Raw genomic sequence first — 18868 nt, 5'->3', positions numbered from 1 at the left:
GTTTCTTAATTATTTTACTTATTCCCTGTGAGCAAAAATACAGAATATTTACCGTGTGGCTTTTCATCAATACTTGCGGTTATAACTTTAACATTCTTAAATCCTGCGGCAATTGCGTTATCTTGGAATTCTTTTCTATCAAATCCAAAATGAAAAACACCTGTGTCCTCTGTGTGAAAAGTTCCATCTTCAATGTCCAGATCAGAAATTGCAATTGCTCCATTATCATTTAACATTGAAAAAAAATCGTTGAATATTGTCTGGGTATCTTTTATATGATGCATTGTCATTGATGAGATTATACCATCAAACTTCATATCCAATTTTGTTTTCGTTAAGTCCAGTTGAAGAATTTCTACTTCACAATCTAAATTTTTTATTTTTTCATTTAATTGTTTGCACATTGCTTCTGATACATCAACCGCAGTTATTTTTTTTACATAAAGGGCAACTCTTTCTAACAACAAGCCTGTACCGGAACCAAAATCCATTATGTGCATATTTTTATTGAATTGTACGCTACTTAAAATAGAGTTAGCAATGTTATCTACATTACTAACTCTTTTTGCATCCATATCATAGCTTTCAGCTTTTAGTTCAAAATAATCTTTAGTCAAATTGCGTTACCTTAATATTTTTTATAAAAAATAAACATCAAGAATTTTTAGTTTTTCAATTCTCTTCTTACTGTTAAAAGCAGAATGCAAATTTTTCATTCAATAACTCCCGGTTTTTACTTCGCGTCCTCGAGCGTAATTAACGGCAATTATCCCGCTTGAACCGACTGTACTTTCTGTTACTTTGAATGCCGCAGGAATTGTACCATCAACAAATAATCGTTTTTCACTACCCAATGTTAACGGACATATCTTTAGCCATAATTCATCAACTAAATCGTATTTGAAAAGTGTCTGAAGAAGATTTGCGCTTCCGTAAACGTGCAAATCCGGTCCTGGCTGCTGCTTAAGTTTGGTGATTTTTTCCGCAATGTCTCCACTTAGAAAAACGGTGTGTTGCCATTCGTGAGCATTTATAGTATTCGACGCTACGTACTTAGTCGCTGTCATAACACCTGGCCAAAAATCTGAATGTTTGGGCCAATACGGAGCACAAATATCAAAAGTTTTACGTCCTAATAACAAATCAAACGGAAAGTTCATCTGATTATTTATAATAGTTCCAATTATATCATCAGAATATGGGGCTTGCCAACCAACGTATTTAAAGCCGCCGCTTATATCTTCACCTGGTCCACCACCAGCTTGTATTACACCATCAAGTGTAATGAATTCGAGTGCAATAATTTTTCTCAAGATGTTTCTCTAAAAGAATAATTTTAGTAAACTATTATAAGGTAAACTAGTATTAACATATGGAAATGTACAAGTGAAATTGCGACAAAATTAGAGGGTAAAACCGGATTTAAGATTTGGTTATCCCATAATTTATTTTATTACTAAATCTTTTATCGCCCACACTCCAACAGATTTGTCACTAAAAAGTCCATCTTTTTCTGTACAATTTTCATTTATAAGTAATTTTGGTTCCGGAAAATTAAAAGGTGATTTCATAAGGTTTATAGGTCGCCATCCACCAGTTAAAGTATCATTGTTTTTTTCTTCTTCAGTAAATGTGGTAGTCATCAAATATGTGGAATTACTTTTTTTGATATTTGTTAAGGCTTTCCATATATCCACAATTGAAAAATGAACTAAACAGTCACGGCAAAAAATCAAGTCCATCTTTTCCTGAATGTCTTCAAGTATATTGAATTGTACGAATTTTATATTATTACTCTTATATTTCTCATTATTCCGATGAACTATGTCTTCCACTATATCACCCCCCAAATAGAAATTATTTGAAAGATTAATTTCTTTGAACCAATTAAAGTCACCACACGGAATATCAAAAATAGTTTTAATCTCCAATTCTTTAATAATCTTTGGGATTTCTTCAATTACTGTTTTGGTTTGAGCTAAGGAGGACCCAAATCCGGATACTGATTCTTCTTCTTGCCATACATTAACTTTTTCAATTTCTGTAAAAACTTCTTTAGCAGTTTTGTTAAGAAATCTTCTTCCATCTGAATAATCATATATTTTCGATCGATCCACAAATCTCTCAAATTTTATGTTACAGCTATTCTTTCTACAAAATTAATTAAAACTCTGAACTAAACCATCTTGGCAGCATCAGCCAAAAAGAAGTAAAGGGGGTAAGTAAAAATGTGTAAATCAAGATTTAAGCATCGTCCCGCCTGCAACTTAAGTTTTAGAGTAATCAACTTCAAATGTTATTGTTTTACAAATGGCAACAAATACCCTTCCAAAATTCATTCAAAGTGTCAAAAATCTTCAAAATTTCATTCGTAAAAAATCAGAAGAGGGCTCTGCATTTTCAGGGTCGTATTCGTAAAATCCAGAATAGGTTGGTTAACATTCTGGGGGTTAATTCCAAAAATGGAGAGGAGAATCTATGCAGATAAATCCGAAGTCAGTTATTTATTATATTTTACTTAATCAGTCCACACTCAATCTTATCGTCGTTTAACCTGAACATAACGTGAGTCATATCCTGCTTTACTTCATAAATAGCGTGTTTAATCTTAATGGTAACACCGTTATAAACATTTTTTAAAATCATTACAACCGGGTTCTCAACGTTAAAGTAATCCTTTTCTATTTCTTTTAAATCGGCGCACATTCTTTCCCATTGCTCCACCGCAGCCTTATGCTGATCTTTAATAGCCTTATAAGCTGTATTCATTCCAGGATCAGCCGGCATGGAATCAATAAGATCAATTTTCTTTTTGATGGTTTCAGCTTGTTTATGTGTTTCATTAATTAATTCAAATTTTTTAAGATATTTTTCTCTGTGCTCAAAATTAACTCCAACCTCAAGTAATGTAGGTACATCGTACTTATTGCCAACACTGCCCGCAACTATTTTACTACTTGCAATTATCTTACCTCCAACAATTTTACCATCCGGCTTTACAAAGGTAACATCATCTCCACATTCAATAATAGAACTTGATATTTCTGTTGCTGCATACACTCCGCCAGCGCATATTATATGCTGATCTCTGATATAACCTGTGTGTATGTCTCCACCGACAGTAATAATCTGTTTACCATCACCAACAATTCCACCTTTAACATTTAAATTTCCATCACAATTAATTGTAGCATGTTCTATTCTGCCTTTTACATTGATATTGTAAGGAGTAGCAATAGAAAATCCCGTTTTTACATCACCACCAATATCAACAGAGCTTTTTACGTGCACATTGCCAGTGGAAAAATCCACAGAGCCTGGAATTGAATAAAGTTTCTGAACTTCAACTATTAGTGTTTTGGGATTAAATGCAATTATACCGTCTGAAGCAGCTTTAATAATCATTGAATCTGTAGGATCTTTGTAAGTACCGGAACCAGGCACAATAACAATATCTTTACCGAATTTTCCGGGCACTTCATTTCCAAAAACATCTTTACCATTCGATCCTTGTGTTGCAGGTATTTTCTTTAACAGAAGGTCATCTTTACTTGCACTGCAAATAACATCAATTTCTTTATAATCAATATGTCCATTTTCGCTGATGCGAGGCTTAAGTGATTTTCTGGTTAAAAAATGATAATCAAAATTCGAATCATCACCAATTCCAGGATAAATGCCTTCAGCGGCAACAAATGATTCGTCCCATTTTTTCTCTTCCAAATACCGACTAATTATTGATTCATTTATTCCGAATTTAACACCTGATTTATTTAGTGCATCAAGAACGTCCTGCAGAGCTAACTGCGGCTCTTCAGCATTTACAGGAGCATTAATTATAACGTTTGCTCTCATTCTTTCGTCGATAATATTAACATTAACTCTCAAACCTTTTTCAGTCTGCGGACTGTCAGCCATTTTCAGCTCCATTTTATAAAACTAATAAATCAAATTTTTTAAAGACATTCTATACTGTCACGATATAGATTTTTGGGTGATCACATATTCAATTGGGAGAACTCCAACATATAATCGAATGTTTCTATGTTTTTTTTAATCTAGATGATCTTTGGGAATGAATTATCAGGAAAAGAAACAAATAAGGCTAATTTGAATCCAAATCAACAATATCTACGTACCTTTTAGGGAAACCAGTATTGATGCAAGAGGAAATTAAGGAGAAGGAGTTCAAATTCCCTTTCCTTTACAAGGAAGGAAGGATTAAGGGTGAGGTTAATTCAAATCTAATTTATTCCTCAGAACCTTTAATATGATTTATAAAAGCCTCAGTAACTTTTTCAATGGATAGATAAGGATCTTTATGATTAATTCCATCAACCAAAACCACACTTGCTTCAACTGTAAGTACTGAAGCACCTTTTTTAACATCCCAGATATCGTAAACAATTGAAGTTTGGGTAGTGTTTTTTGTAGAATTTTTATTTTCCATTGACCTATTTGGATTCGGTCTTGCATCTTTTATTCCTGGTGGCAATGGATAAGGATCAATATTTTGTGTTTTTGTTGTAATCTCATTCCCAATAGTAACTGATTGAATTATTAACAGATAATCAGATTTAGAGACCTTTAATAATTGCTCGCCTTCACCCTTAATTATTTTTATTCCTCTAAAGAAATCAGGAGCCTTTCTGTTTTCGATTTTAATATCAGAATTATTTGTTACATCTGCCAATTTTTCTTTTGCCTTATTTAGAACAACTTTGATGAATTCTGTTTCTGAGATTTTTGGATATTTATAACCTGGAAATGAAACAATGTAAGGTGAGTAAACTGAAACCTTACTGATCAAAAAATCATTAGAGTTAAAAGTTGAGTTGTGTAAAAGTTCATCAATTATAACTTTGCCGGATCCGCCACAACCATATAAAAATAAAATTGTGAGCGTAATAATTCTATAGAATTTCATTCTAATCCCCTTCTAAAATTATTCAATTATTTACTTATTCTTTATATAGATCAACTTAAATCGTCCTTTAGGGTTATCACGGTTTTCAATTTCAAATTTATTAATTGATTTTATCAACGGTGTCAATTTTTGGAAACCATAATTTCTGGAATCAAAATTTGGTTGTTTTTTTTGTAGAAGATTACCCACATCTCCGAGAAAAGCCCATCCATCATCATCTGCTAAATCAGAAATAGTAGATGAAATTAGTTTAATAACTTTTGGAGTTATTTTATCAACTTCGTTTTTTACTGCAGGTTTATTTTTGGCAATTTCAGATTCACTTTCCTCAGAGTTAAGGATTTCGATATAAATAAATTTATCACAGGCCACAATAAATGGTACAGGTGTTTTCTTTTCCCCAATCCCAATAACTTTCATACCAGCTTCACGCAGCCTTGTAGCTAAACGAGTAAAATCACTATCACTCGAAACTAAACAAAAACCATCAACCTTTTGCGAATACAGAATATCCATAGCATCTATAATCATTGCAGAATCAGTCGAATTTTTTCCGGCTGTATATCCATATTGTTGGATCGGTGTTATCGCATTTTCCAAAAGAACATTCTTCCACTTTGACAAGCTTGGTTTTGTCCAATCACCATAAATTCTTTTTATAGTAGGATTGCCATACTTAGCAATTTCTTCCATCATCTCCTTAACATTTGCCGAAGGTATATTGTCACCATCTACTAACACTGCAAGTTTTAAATCCATAACATTCTCCTATCACTCTTTTTTCTACAAGATAATAACATATTTTGAAAATAATTATATTACATCAAAAATATTAAAACACTGAAATAGGAACTGATTATTTTTTTAGAAGTCTCTAATAAATGAGACGATAAATAATTTATTAACTAAAAACAGAATCTTTTAACTTACTGATTAAACTCCAAAAAATGATTCTCACTCAATGAAGGAAAAGGTTTGCAGGATAGTGTATCTCTCATTCCATTTTCATAAAGTGATTTACCGCGGAATGCGATCATCGCAGCATTATCACCACAAAATTGTAAATCCGGAATAACAATTGATTTACCAAATTCATTGGCCAATTGTATCACTTCAGATTTTAGATAGGAGTTTGCAGCAACGCCGCCAACAACAGAAATGCATTTGACATCGTATAATTCTAAAGCACGTTTAACATTTCTTGTTAAAGCTTTAACCGCTGCTGATTGAAAACAAGCAGCAATATCATTTTTATTCTGAAATGATAATTTATCAACTCCACCCTGTGATTGCACATAACGAAGCACAGCTGTTTTTAATCCGCTGAAAGAAAAATTTAATTTTTGTTTTAAATCGGAAACAGGAAAATCAATTCTGTTTCCATCACCTTGATTAGCTGCGATTTGAATTTTAGGTCCGCCCGGATAACCCAACCCCAAAAGCTTTGCAACTTTATCAAACGCTTCACCTGACGCATCATCAACCGTACTGCCAAGTTTATAAATTTCTGTAAAACCTTTCACAAGGAGCAGAAGTGTATGTCCTCCGGAAACAACTAAACTTAAAAATGGAAATTCAGGTTTTTGCGGCATCAAGAAACCTGAAAAGATATGACCTTCAATATGGTTAACACCAATAAATGGTTTGTTTAATCCGAAGGCTAAACCTTTTGCATAGGTTAATCCAACAAGTAATGCCCCAATTAAACCTGGACCAGCCGTTGCCGAGATAAGATCAACATCCTTTAATTCTATGCTAGATTTTTCTAATGCAGACTTTACAAGCGGATTTACTATTTGAAGATGTGCGCGGCTTGATAACTCAGGAACAACACCTCCATAGTTTTTATGAAAATCCTGCGATGCAATTAAGTTAGAGGTTAACTCATCATTCTTTATTACCGCAACAGAAGTTTCATCACAAGAACTTTCAATTCCTAATACAATCATCTTCTTCCAAAAGTTAAAAAGCTTTTTACGATATGCCATGCCATCGAAGGGTTTTCCTTTAATCGTCTAACGGAATATGCATACCAATCTTTACCATAAGGAACATAGATTCTAATTTTATATCCGTCACTATTAATTTTGTCTCTTAAATCTTCACGCACACCAAGAAGCATTTGAAATTCAAATTTATCTTTTGCAATATTTTGTTTTTTAATACGAGTATAAGCGGCATCGATCAATGGTTTATCGTGTGTCGCAATTCCAACATAATTACCATCCTTAAACATTTGATCAAGAAGTTTTAAGTAATTATCGCGAACTTCTTGCTTGTCTTTGTATGCAATTGCTGCAGGCTCAACGTAGATACCTTTACACAATCGGTAGTTAGTCCCGATTTTATTAAGAGAAACTACATCGTCAAAAGAACGCCTCATATAAGATTGGATAACTACACCTACATTTTTATAATCAGTATAAATTCTTTTGTAAAGATTAAAAGTTTTATCTGTAAACGGAGAGTCTTCCATATCAATGCGAACAAAGTTTTTATACTCAGCTGCTTTTTTTACAAGCTCGAGTATTTGCTCGTAAGCAAACTGTTCATCAATTGCTAAGCCCATTTGAGTTGGTTTGATTGAAAGATTAGCATTCAATTTATTTTTTTTGATAGCTTCTAAAACGTCTAGTGCTTCGTTTTTACAATTGATTGCTTCGCTTTTATTTGCAACAGATTCACCAAGAACATCCATTGTTGCATAAATTCCTTTTTCATTAAGTTTTTTTACGAAGTCAACTGCTTCTTGAAGTGTTTCACCCGCGATATATTTTTTAGAAAAGAATCCAACTACTGGTTTGGGCATTAATTGAACAATACGAACGATAAGATTATTGAAAGCGTCCACAACAAACTCCTATAAAATTGCTTTTCAAATTTAGTGTTTTTTATTGATGGAATAAAAATATTGTGAAAGTATTGCGAATGAGTTTTCGAACGAAGCAATCTATTTTAATATCTGATATGAGAATCATTACAGTAGATATTTTGTCTTGTCACTCTTTAAAAAACGGAAATCCACATTATATACAGATAGATTCCCGCTTTCTCCCAAAGGGATGCCTACGGCAGTGGGAATGACATCAAGAGGCGATATTATTTTATTCCCATGGTAATAAGCAGCAAATTAAATTTCATTTTCAAATCTTTAATACTACCATCATTTGAAAAAATAAAATCAGCTCGTTTCTTTTTTTCGTCTTCTAAGATTTGATTTAATTCCCTGTTTACAAAATCTCCTTCAGTAAATCCGGAAGCAATTTTTCTTGCAAGCCTTAAATCTCTTTGAGCAGTAATTAATACTACATAATCAAACATCGCCTCCATATCAGCTTCATAAATTAATGCAGCCTCAACAAAAACAACTTTATTGGATTTTAACAATTCAGAAAAAGATTTTTCTATGGATTTTATTACCCGCGGATGCAGAATCGATTCTAACTTTTGCAGTTTTACTGGATTACAAAATATTTCATTTGCTAAAAAACTTTTATTTGGTTTACCATCTTTAAATGATTTATCACCAAATTCTTTACTAACTAAACTTTTAACTTTTTCATCAGCTTCTAAAATACTCTTGGATATATCATCTGCACGTAAAACATTAAAACCAGCTTCTTCAACAAAATTAGTAAATGTGCTTTTCCCTGATCCGATATTTCCTGTTATTGCAATTTTCATTGTTGCTTATCCTTAAAAAAAGAAAGGGCTAAAAGCCCTTTCCAAATTTTTATTTTGCGTAACCTATTTTTCTAACTTCACGAATAACAACAACTTTTATCTGACCTGGATAATCCATTTCCTCTTCAATCTTTTGTGCTATTTCTCTGGCTAATCTATCAGCTGCAGCATCATCTATCTTATCATGTTCAACAACAACTCTTACTTCTCTGCCAGCCTGTATAGCATAAGTTTTTGCAACACCCTCAAATGATTTAGCAAGTAGTTCAAGATTCTCTAATCGTTTAACATAACTTTCTAGTGGTTCACGTCTTGCGCCCGGTCTTGCGCCGCTTATTGCATCTGCGGATTGAACAAGTGCTGCAATGGGATGTTCCATTTCGATATCTTCATGGTGAGACCCAACAGCATTAACAACAATAGGATGTTCTTTAAATCTTTTGGTCAAATCATATCCAAGCAAGGCATGGGGGCCTTCAATACTTTTATCAACGGTCTTACCAACGTCATGCAGCAAACCGGATCTTTTAGCCATTACAGGATCAAGTCCTAATTCAGATGCCATTATTCCTGTTAAGTAAGCAACTTCAACACTGTGTTGTAAGAGATTTTGTCCATAGCTTGATCGATATTTCATTTTACCAATGTGCTTAATTAATTCCGCATGCATATTGTGCAATCCAAGCTGCAAAATTGTATTCTCACCTTCTCGTTGGATTTCCTCTTCGAGTTCCTGAGTAACTTTTTCTACAACTTCTTCTATTCTTGCCGGATGAATTCTTCCATCAGAAATTAATCTTTCTAAAGATATTCGTGCAATTTCTCTTCTGAACTGATCGAATGAAGAAAGGATAACTGCCTCAGGTGTATCATCTACTATAACATCAACACCGGTTGCTGATTCAAATGCACGAATGTTACGTCCTTCTTTACCAATTATTCTACCTTTCATTTCATCATTTTGAATCTGTACAACTGAAACTGTTGTTTCAATAGAATAATCAGCCGCTGTTCTCTGGATAGCCTGTACAATTATTTTTTGGGCTTCTTTTTTAGCATCTATCTTAGCGTGATCGTGAATTTCTTTTATGGTTTGTGAGGCATCTATCTTGGCCTGATTAATCATATTTTCGGCAAGCATCTTTTTAGCTTCTTCAGAAGTTAAACCCGATATTTTTTCAAGTTTATCATTCTGTTGTATTTCAAGATTTTTAATCTCAACAGATTTTTCATCAAGATTTACTTTTAAATCTTGCAATTGTTTTTCGAGTTTTCTTAACTCTTTTTCTTTTTGAAGAACCAGATCAAATTTCTTTTCGCTGTTTTCTTCTCTTTGTTGAATTTGTTTTTCTAGGTTAGAAAGTTTTTGTTTTTTCTGATTTACCTCTGTATCAAACTCTATTTTCTTTTTATACCACTCATCTTTAACTTCAAGAAGCTTTTCTCTTTTAGTATTTGCTGCCTCTTTTTTAGCATCCTGAATTATTGTTTCTGCTTTTTCTGTTGCAGCGCTAATGCTATTTTTTCCAAACTTAGAATTAAAAAACCATCCTAGCCAGACAAAGAACGGTACAAGAACAGCCACTATTGGTATTATTATAATCAAATCCATATTTCCTCCGTACTGTATATTATTAAATACCGACACTGCCGCGGCTAATAGGAAAAACCCTATTTATGCACGGTGGGAACGCGCTCGAAAGCTTTTTACTTCCACTGTTCCGACAAGTCGGAAACTCAAACTAGTTGAGTTGAGGCCTGTAATACGCGCCGAAGATCACACTCCCTATTAATTGAACTGTTAGTTTTTCATTAAAAAACGGCAGTGCGGTAAACGTTAAGATGGGTCAGATAATTCAGGTTCTTTAAGCAGAAGCTTTATTCTCTTTATTTTATCAGTGGCTTGTATTAGAAACTCACGGTTTTTATTTTTTTCAATAAATAAATCGTAGGCAATATTTAAACAAGCAATTATAGCAATAGTTTGAGCCGGTTGATCGGGCAACTCATCTTTAGTCTCTTCCATAACTTTATTAACATAAATGGCAAGCTCTTTTGCTATTTCTTCATTTTCTACTAGTAGAGAATACTCTTTATCAAAGATTTTTATTTTTAGCTTCTTTTTATCAGTCATTGAATTATCTACACCATCAAACAATCATTTTATTATTAAGAACTATTTTTATGAACTTAAGTGAAAATCAATTTTAGAAATTATATCCTGTAACTTTAACTTTAAATTTTCCTTCTCCTTGGTATTTAATGTATTGAATATATTACCCTCTTCATCTTGTTTTGACAACAAAATTTCTTGTTCTAACTCAATAATCTTTTTTTGCAAAATGGAATTATCCTGTCGCAGTTTTGCAACTTGTATTTCTAATTCAGTTTTTCTTTCTTCAGTATCTTTAAGTTTGTTGCCAATTGTGGCAATTTCAGATTCAATCCCTGAAAGATCCTGAATAATTGAGTCATATTTTGCTAAATCAACCAATTATTATCCTCTTAATTGAGCGTTAAACTCTTTGGTTATGAGTGCAATTAAATTGTTAAAATCTTTTTCAACTTCATCTTCTTTAAGAGTTCTTTTTACATCATAATATTCAAGAGAAAACGCTAAACTTTTCTTATCTGCTCCCATAGAATCACTTTCAAAAACATCAAACAAAGAAACTTCTTTAAGAAGTTGAGAACTTTTCCTTTTTATAAAATCTTTTACATCAAGATATTTAACTGATTTATCCAAAATAAAAGCAAAATCTCTAATTATTTTAGGATATTTTAATGGATCAGTATAAGTTTTTGGATTTGATTGAATCGCTTTTAAAGCCGATAAATCAAACTCAAAACAATAAACATCCTGACTGATATCAAATTGTTTAAGAACGTCACTATTTACTTTTCCGCCTCTTCCTATCTCAACATCTTTAAAGCTTTTTGTTAAGTGATAGGCGTAATTAACATTTACGGTCGAATAATATGAATCAATTAAAACATTGTCAAGGGATATTTTACTTAAAAACGAATCAACTAAACTTTTTAAATGATAGAAATCTGATGCTTTTTCCTCAATATTCCACCCCTTAATCATTTCATTTCCACTTACAACAAACAAAAGATTTTGTGTTTCTTTAAAATCAGAAAACGATTTTATATCGCCCTCATTTATTCTATTAAAAGAATTACCTAATTCAAATAGCTTTAAATCTTTTACACCTTGTTTTATATTCTTAGATACCGTTATTAATGCTCCAGATAATAAAGATGTTCTTAAACATTCCATATCAGCACTAAGTGGATTGGAAATATGAACCGGATTACCTGTAAGCTTAGCCTGGTTTTCTGATTGAAGTGGATTATTAATCATCTCAAAAAATCCGAGTGCTGTTGCTGCTTGTCTTATCTTTTCATCAATTTCTGTTTCATCTGTCTTCTTTTCGAGTGTGATATTTATTTTAGAAACCGTCGGAATATTATCGTACCCGTTTATTCTTGCAATCTCTTCGATCAGATCTATTTCACGCTCAATATCTGGTCGGAATGTTGGAACAGAGACTAATAATTTGTCTTCATCTAATACTCTAATTGCTAATCCTAATCTTGAAAGAATATTTTTTATTTTTTCCGAAGGAACAACGTAGCCTAAAATTCTTGTTGTACGAGAAAATCTTAACTCAATTTCTTTTGGAAAAATTACATTTGGATAAACATCAAGAATTCCTTTTGCAATTTTCCCATCCGCTAATTCTGAAACTAATTGTGCACATCGTTCAGCAGCATATTTGGTAATATTTGGGTCAGTTCCTCTTTCAAAACGATAAGACGCATCGGTACTTAATCCTAAAGTTTTTGAAGTTTTTCTTATGCTTGATGGATTGAAGTAAGCGCTTTCAATTAAAATATTTTTTGTTGATTGGGTGATTTCAGAATTTTCACCACCCATTACTCCGGCAATTGCAACTTCATTTTTACCATCGCAAATCATTAAAGTATTTTGTGGTAGTTTTCTTTCTTTAGAATCGAGCGTTGTAAAAGCTGTTTCAGAACCAGTGCTTTTTACAACAATTTTTTTACTATTCAATTTATCAAGGTCAAATGCGTGCAGCGGTTGGCCACATTCGTGTAATACTAAATTCGTAATATCAACAATATTATTGCGTGGACGCAATCCAATTTTTTCTAATCGATCTTTTAACCACTTTGGTGATTCGTTAATCTGAACGTCTTTAACAATTTTTGCGATGTATCGGGGACAGTTAATATTATCTTCAATCACCACAGAGGCTAATTTTTTAATATCTTCTTCTGTTTCATTTAGTTTGATTTCGGGAATATTTAAAGCTCTATCAAATAAAGCTGCTAGATCACGAGCAACTCCTATATGCGATAATGCATCAGGACGATTTGGAGTGATTGCAATTTCCAAAATTACATCGTTAAGATTTAGGGCTTCGGATATTGATTTCCCTGCCTCAAGCGATTCATCTAAAACCATAATTCCATCGTGGTTATCACTTAATAACAATTCATCTTCAGCGCAAATCATTCCATTTGATTCCGTACCACGAATCTTAGCTTTTTTTATTTCAAAATTTCCATTAGGGATAATTGTTCCTATTGGAGCAAAAACTACTTTTTGTCCTGCAGCAACATTTGGAGCACCACAAATAACTTGCAAATCTGCGGCACCATCAAAGACTTTACATATTGAAAGTTTATCAGCATTTGGATGTTTTTCAGATTCTTTAACTAACCCAACAACAAAATTTTTATAAAGTTTTTTTTGATTTATAACATCTTCAACTTCTAAACCAGACATTGTTAGTTTTTCAACAATTTCTTCAGTGCTGATACCATTTAAATCAACAAATTCTGTTATCCAACTAAGTGAGATTTTCATTATTTTTTTTCCACATTAAAACTGTTTTAAGAATCTCAAATCATTATCAAAGAAAATTCTTATATCTGTTATGCCATATTTTAGTAAAGCGATTCTTTCTATACCCATACCAAAAGCGTAGCCTGTATATTTTTCTGAATCATAATTAACAAATTTAAAAACATTTGGGTCAACCATTCCGCAGCCAAGAATTTCTAACCAACCGGAGTTTTTACAAATCTTGCAACCTTTGCCATTGCAGAGATAGCAAGTAATGTCCATTTCAGCACTGGGCTCTGTAAACGGAAAGAAACTTGGGCGAAATCTGTATTTCAAATCCGATCCATAAAACTGCTTAGCAAATGAAACTAATGTTCCTTTCAGTTCTGCAAATGTTACATCAGTATCAACATAAATTCCATCAACCTGGTGAAACATACAATAACTTCTTGCACTAACAGCTTCATTTCTATAAACACGACCAGGCATAATTGCTCTAACAGGCGGAGCTTGTTTTTCCATAATTCGGATTTGCACCGGAGTTGTGTGTGTGCGAAGTAAAAAATCCTTACTAACAAAAAAAGTGTCCTGCATATCGCGTGCAGGATGATCAGCAGGAAAATTTAATGTTTCAAAATTATAATAATCAGATTCCAGCTCAGGTCCATTTGCAACTGAAAATCCCAAACCCTTAAAGATTGATTTTATTTCATCGAGCGTTTGAGTAAGAATATGTTTGCTTCCAACAATATATTCATTGCCGGGCAAAGTTAGATCGATTTGATTTTCTTTACCTGATTGAGTAGAGGAAATTCTTTCTTTAACTTCTTCAAAGTACGATGAAACTTCGTTACGAAGAAGATTTAATTTTTTACCCAGTATTGGTTTTTCTTCTTTAACAACATCTTTTAAATCTTCAAAAAGTTGTGATACAAGCCCGTTTCTACTAAAATATTTCAGTCTTATTTCTTCAACATCTTTTAATGAAGAAACAGATTTTATATCTGTGTAAAAACTTTCTTTTATTTCAGATATGTTTTTGTCCAGCATAGATATTCTTTAAATAAAAAATACCCTCGCAGGATAAAAATATTCGATAAATCCTAAGAGGGTATAAAATTAGTTGATAGAAAATTTAACTACTTCAGTAAAAGCTGTTGGATTTTCAGCAGCTAAACTAGCAAGAACTTTTCTGTTGATGTCAACACCTTTTTTATTTAGTGCATCAATCAATCTGGAATAAGTTGTACCATTCATTCTTGCAGCAGCATTAATTCTAACAATCCAAAGTGATCTGTAAACTCTTTTTTTAAGTTTTCTATCTCTATAAGCGTGTCCTAAACCTTTATCAATAGCATTTTTTGCTGCGGTAAGCACGTTTCCTTGATTACCCCAATAACCTTTAGCAAGTTTTAATCTATTTCTTCTTCTTCTATGCGAAGCAACTTTATTTTTTGATCTTGGCATTTTTTATCCTTTTAAATTATTGTACCATTATCCGTACACGTTTTTGTTCGGCATCACTAACTAATGTGCCTTTTCTCAAGCTTCTTTTGCGCTTTGTAGTTTTAGAAGTAAGGATATGGCTTTTATAAGCTTTCTTCCTTTTAAAACTTCCGGATGCGGTCTTCTTAAATGTTTTAGAAGCACCACGATTACTTTTCATTTTTGGCATGATATTCCTACTTATTTGTTTTCTTTATTTTCTTCGATTGCGGAACTAATATGGTTGCCATATTTCGTCCTTCCAATTTTATTGGAGATTCAACTTTTGCTATATCTTCCAATTTTTCAATAAACCTTTTTAGTAATTCTTCACCTTGATCTGTATATGCCATCTCACGACCCTTAAACATAACGCTCACTTTAACTTTATTTCCTTCTTCAAGAAAATTTATTGTGTGCTTTACTTTAAAATCAAAATCGTGAACATCAGTATTAGGATGCATTCTAATTTCTTTGAGAATAGAAACAACCTGATTTTTTTTCTGAATCTTATCTCGTTTTTGTTGTTCGTATTTGAACTTGCCAAAATCGATAATCTTACAAACAGGAGGTTCTGCTTGCGGGGCTATTTCAACAAGATCTTGTCCCCTTTCTTCAGATAATCTAATTGCATCTTTAACAGTGTAAACACCTAATTGAGCACCATCAACATCAATTACTCTAACTTTAGCAGCCCTAATCTCTTCATTTATGCGAACAGTTTGTTTACCAGCGATGCGAAACCTCTCTTATTATGATTAAACTTTGTTTTTAATTTCTGATGCAATTTTATCAATAAATTCTGATAAAGCCAAAGAGCCTTTATCACCTTCTTTGTGTTTTCTTACAGAAACAGCATTTACTTCTTTTTCCTTTTCGCCAACAATCAACATGTAAGAAACTTTACGCATTTCCCAATCACGAATTTTATAACCTATCTTTTCATTTCTTTCATCAACTTCATACCTAATTCCAGCTTTTCTTAACTCTTTAGCAACAGAATTAGCATAATCAATATAATTTTGTGAAACAGGAACGATAGCTACCTGAATTGGGGCTAACCATAAGGGAAATTCACCAGCATAATGCTCAATCAAAATTCCAAAAAATCGCTCGATTGAACCCAATAAAGCACGATGCACCATAAATGGTCTATGTTCTTTTCCATCTTCACCAATATAAGTCATCTCAAAACGTTCCGGTAGATTAAAATCAAACTGGATGGTACTCAATTGCCATTCGCGTCCTAATGCATCTTTAATTTTAATATCGATTTTAGGTCCATAAAATGCCCCGCCGCCTTCATCAACTTCATAAGATAAATTTTCTTTTTCTAAGGCTTTCTTTAATGAATCTTCAGCTTTATGCCATAATTCAACTTCTCCAACAGATTTTTCTGGTTTAGTTGAGAGATAATAATTCATTACCGTAAAACCGAATGTACCAAGAACATATTTAGCAAATCTTATAACTTCTATAATCTCAGATTCTATTTGATCATCGGTACAGAATATATGAGCATCATCTTGTGTAAATCCTCTTACACGTAGTAAACCATGAAGTGCTCCGCTTTTTCATAACGATAAACAGTACCTAATTCAGCCCATCGTAATGGAAGATCTCGATAACTTCTTAAATGAGTTTTATAGATCATAATATGAAATGGACAGTTCATCGGTTTGATGTAGTAATCCTGATCATCTACTTTCATTCCAGTATACATACTATCTTTATAAAAGCCTAAATGTCCGCTAGTTTCCCACAACCAGCTTTTTCCCATATGCGGCGAATATAATAACTCGTATCCATTTTCTAAATGAGCTTTACGCCAAAAGTCTTCAACTTCTAATCTTATTCTTGCACCTTTTGGATGCCAATAAATAAGACCTGCACCGGCTTCTTCATGAACGCTAAATAGATCCAAGGATTTGCCAAGTTTACGATGATCTCTTTTCTTAGCCTCTTCAAGCATAAAAAGATATTCATCAAGCATTTTCTTTTTAGGAAAAGTTATACCGTAAATTCTTTGAAGCTGTTTATTTTTTTCATCTCCGCGCCAGTATGAGCCTGAAATGTTGAGCAACTTAACAAATTTTATTTTACCAGAATTTGGTAAGTGAGGCCCACGGCAAAGGTCAGTAAACGAACCTTCTTTATAAATACTTATCTTTTCTTTTGTCTCATCCAATTCAGAAAGAAGCTCAACTTTATATTGATCTCCTTTTTTCTTGAAAAATTCAATCGCTTCCTTTTGTGATAATTCTTCCCTTTCAAACCTGGTATCGGTTTTTGAGAGTTCAATCATTTTATCTTCAATCAGCTTTAAATGATCTTCTGAAAGCTGAGTATTTATATCAATATCATAATAAAATCCAGCATCTATTGCAGGACCAACACCAAACTTTGCTTCCGGAAAAATATCCTGCACTGCATGGGCCATCAAATGTGATGATGAGTGCCAATAAACTTCTTTTCCTTCAGTATCATCAAATGTTAAAAATTTAACAGTTCCATCTTCTGTAATCCCTTTATGTAAGTCTTTAACAGCATCATTAAATTTAACGGCTAAAACTTCATCAGCTAAACGAGAAGAAATTGATTGAGCAATCTGATAACCGGTTGCTCCGTTATCAAACTCTTTTACTGCTCCATCAGGAAATGTAATTTTAATTTTACTCATAATAACTTTTAATAAAAAAAATCGGAGAAAACTCCGAAGTTTGATTCGATTCGTATGCTCTAAAGGAGTCTTCCGAAGGAATCACAATGGGAGATCCTATTAATTTCTTTAAAGCAGAAAACCAAAATCATTTTAATGTGGGCTCTAAAGGAGTCGAACCTTTGACCTTCTGCACGTCAAGCAGACGCTCTAACCAACTGAGCTAAGAGCCCAGTACTAAAACAATATTTCCTAACATCAATCCCAAAATTTAATTTGGGATTGTAGGCTAAGACTATTAAAGTACCGAGAGCCGGAGTCGAACCGGCACGTCCCAAACGGAACACAGGATTTTAAGTCCTGTGCGTCTACCAATTCCGCCATCCCGGCATAATTCAAAGTAAGAACGAAACTATTAGTTGAATTCTTCTAAAATTAGCGTGTAAAAATAGAGAAAATGATATTTTATTGCAACAAGCTGGTAATAACTTTTTTTCTATACTTTTAACACACAATAAAGAATGATTAACTTTAAATAAATCTGTTATTTCTCACAACTAAGAAATAAATTTTTCTATTGTATTATTTAAGAATTGATTAACAATTGTCAAATTGATCTATTAACACTAAACTCAATTTCTATAAAATAATTGATGATGGCATCAACTTTGCCAAAGTGATGCGATCTCATTTTTTTTCATATTAACTAACAATTAAGATTAAATACAATGAACATTTCGCACATAGAACATATTGGTATTGCAGTTAAAAATATAGATGAAGCAATTAAGTATTATGAAAATGTACTTGGCTTAAAATGTTATGCGGTAGAAGAAGTTGCTGATCAGAAAGTTAAAACTGCATTTTTTATGGTTGGGCAAACCAAAATTGAACTACTTGAGTCTACTTCCCCTGAAGGACCAATCGGAAAGTTTATAGAAAAGAAAGGGGAAGGAATTCATCACCTTGCTTTTGCAGTGAAAGGATTGCAAAACTCCCTAGATGAAGCTAAATCAAAAAACATTTTATTGATTGATGAAAAAGAAAGAAAAGGTGCAGAAGGATTGAACATCGCGTTCCTTCATCCAAAATCAACGTTTGGTGTTTTAACTGAACTGTGTGAAAAACCAGAGTAAATGATTAACAATTATCTCGGATTAACTGAAAGTCATCCTGAATATATTTCAGGATCTGCATCTATTTTAGAAGATCAAATATGACTTAGAGATGCTGA

Annotated in this window: 18 protein-coding genes, 2 tRNA genes and 1 pseudogene; 1 reads left to right on the top strand and 20 read right to left on the bottom strand. The window is 32.8% G+C overall.

The features are described 5' to 3' along the window. Positions 1-14: 14 nt before the first annotated feature. From IPJ23_04130 to IPJ23_04035, 20 genes and pseudogenes are all read right to left on the bottom strand, one after another. Positions 15-617 carry a class I SAM-dependent methyltransferase gene (locus IPJ23_04130; GenBank protein ID MBK7629883.1) on the bottom strand — a complete coding sequence of 201 codons (603 nt, stop codon included), beginning with the start codon at positions 615-617 and terminating at the stop codon, positions 15-17. Between the two features lie 99 nt (positions 618-716). After that, the gene (locus IPJ23_04125; GenBank protein ID MBK7629882.1) at positions 717-1313 is read right to left on the bottom strand and encodes a dihydrofolate reductase family protein; all 597 of its coding nucleotides are present in this window, start codon (positions 1311-1313) and stop codon (positions 717-719) included. 132 nt (positions 1314-1445) lie between these two features. Continuing rightward, positions 1446-2117 (bottom strand): class I SAM-dependent methyltransferase, encoded by a 672-nt coding sequence (locus IPJ23_04120; GenBank protein ID MBK7629881.1) that lies wholly within the window; start codon positions 2115-2117, stop codon positions 1446-1448. Between the two features lie 397 nt (positions 2118-2514). Further along, positions 2515-3918, bottom strand: coding sequence for a DUF342 domain-containing protein (locus tag IPJ23_04115; GenBank protein MBK7629880.1), 1404 nt, complete (start codon positions 3916-3918; stop codon positions 2515-2517). Positions 3919-4249: 331 nt separating this feature from the next. Further along, positions 4250-4927: a hypothetical protein gene (locus IPJ23_04110; GenBank protein MBK7629879.1), complete on the bottom strand. Its 678-nt coding sequence runs from the start codon at positions 4925-4927 to the stop codon at positions 4250-4252. Positions 4928-4957: 30 nt separating this feature from the next. Continuing rightward, on the bottom strand, positions 4958-5686 hold the full coding sequence (locus tag IPJ23_04105) for an NYN domain-containing protein (GenBank protein MBK7629878.1): 729 nt from the start codon (positions 5684-5686) through the stop codon (positions 4958-4960). 167 nt (positions 5687-5853) lie between these two features. Beyond that, the gene (tsaD, locus tag IPJ23_04100) at positions 5854-6876 is read right to left on the bottom strand and encodes a tRNA (adenosine(37)-N6)-threonylcarbamoyltransferase complex transferase subunit TsaD (protein MBK7629877.1); all 1023 of its coding nucleotides are present in this window, start codon (positions 6874-6876) and stop codon (positions 5854-5856) included. Beyond that, positions 6873-7778 carry a proline dehydrogenase family protein gene (locus IPJ23_04095; protein ID MBK7629876.1) on the bottom strand — a complete coding sequence of 302 codons (906 nt, stop codon included), beginning with the start codon at positions 7776-7778 and terminating at the stop codon, positions 6873-6875. The genes tsaD and IPJ23_04095 overlap by 4 nt, the downstream gene beginning before the upstream one ends. Before the next feature lie 248 nt (positions 7779-8026). Beyond that, on the bottom strand, positions 8027-8611 hold the full coding sequence (locus tag IPJ23_04090; GenBank protein MBK7629875.1) for a dephospho-CoA kinase: 585 nt from the start codon (positions 8609-8611) through the stop codon (positions 8027-8029). 49 nt (positions 8612-8660) lie between these two features. Continuing rightward, on the bottom strand, positions 8661-10223 hold the full coding sequence (rny, locus tag IPJ23_04085) for a ribonuclease Y (protein MBK7629874.1): 1563 nt from the start codon (positions 10221-10223) through the stop codon (positions 8661-8663). Between the two features lie 225 nt (positions 10224-10448). Next, positions 10449-10745 (bottom strand): cell division protein ZapA, encoded by a 297-nt coding sequence (locus IPJ23_04080; GenBank protein ID MBK7629873.1) that lies wholly within the window; start codon positions 10743-10745, stop codon positions 10449-10451. A gap of 48 nt (positions 10746-10793) precedes the next feature. After that, positions 10794-11105, bottom strand: a complete 312-nt coding sequence (locus IPJ23_04075) for a hypothetical protein (protein ID MBK7629872.1) — start codon at positions 11103-11105, stop codon at positions 10794-10796. Between the two features lie 3 nt (positions 11106-11108). Continuing rightward, a complete protein-coding gene (locus IPJ23_04070; protein MBK7629871.1) occupies positions 11109-13511 on the bottom strand; it encodes a phenylalanine--tRNA ligase subunit beta in 2403 nt (800 codons plus the stop codon). 15 nt (positions 13512-13526) lie between these two features. Beyond that, positions 13527-14540: a phenylalanine--tRNA ligase subunit alpha gene (pheS, locus tag IPJ23_04065; GenBank protein ID MBK7629870.1), complete on the bottom strand. Its 1014-nt coding sequence runs from the start codon at positions 14538-14540 to the stop codon at positions 13527-13529. Between the two features lie 69 nt (positions 14541-14609). After that, positions 14610-14957 (bottom strand): 50S ribosomal protein L20, encoded by a 348-nt coding sequence (gene rplT / locus IPJ23_04060; GenBank protein MBK7629869.1) that lies wholly within the window; start codon positions 14955-14957, stop codon positions 14610-14612. Positions 14958-14973: 16 nt separating this feature from the next. Next, the gene (gene rpmI / locus IPJ23_04055; protein ID MBK7629868.1) at positions 14974-15165 is read right to left on the bottom strand and encodes a 50S ribosomal protein L35; all 192 of its coding nucleotides are present in this window, start codon (positions 15163-15165) and stop codon (positions 14974-14976) included. A 7-nt stretch (positions 15166-15172) separates the two neighbouring features. After that, positions 15173-15688 (bottom strand): translation initiation factor IF-3, encoded by a 516-nt coding sequence (locus IPJ23_04050; GenBank protein ID MBK7629867.1) that lies wholly within the window; start codon positions 15686-15688, stop codon positions 15173-15175. 45 nt (positions 15689-15733) lie between these two features. Further along, positions 15734-17655 (bottom strand): annotated as a pseudogene (gene thrS / locus IPJ23_04045) (threonine--tRNA ligase). A gap of 138 nt (positions 17656-17793) precedes the next feature. Continuing rightward, positions 17794-17867, bottom strand: a tRNA-Val gene (locus IPJ23_04040). 71 nt (positions 17868-17938) lie between these two features. Then, positions 17939-18024: transfer RNA gene (locus tag IPJ23_04035), tRNA-Leu, on the bottom strand. A gap of 338 nt (positions 18025-18362) precedes the next feature. Between IPJ23_04035 and mce the strand changes: the two genes are divergently transcribed. Beyond that, positions 18363-18770, top strand: a complete 408-nt coding sequence (gene mce / locus IPJ23_04030; protein MBK7629866.1) for a methylmalonyl-CoA epimerase — start codon at positions 18363-18365, stop codon at positions 18768-18770. The last annotated feature ends 98 nt before the right edge of the window (positions 18771-18868 follow it).

The sequence above is a fragment of the Ignavibacteriales bacterium genome, from assembly GCA_016709765.1.
Classification (GTDB): domain Bacteria; phylum Bacteroidota; class Ignavibacteria; order Ignavibacteriales; family Ignavibacteriaceae; genus IGN3.
The sequence above is the reverse complement of the archived record's forward strand: the minus strand, read 5'-3'. Positions and strand labels throughout refer to the sequence as shown.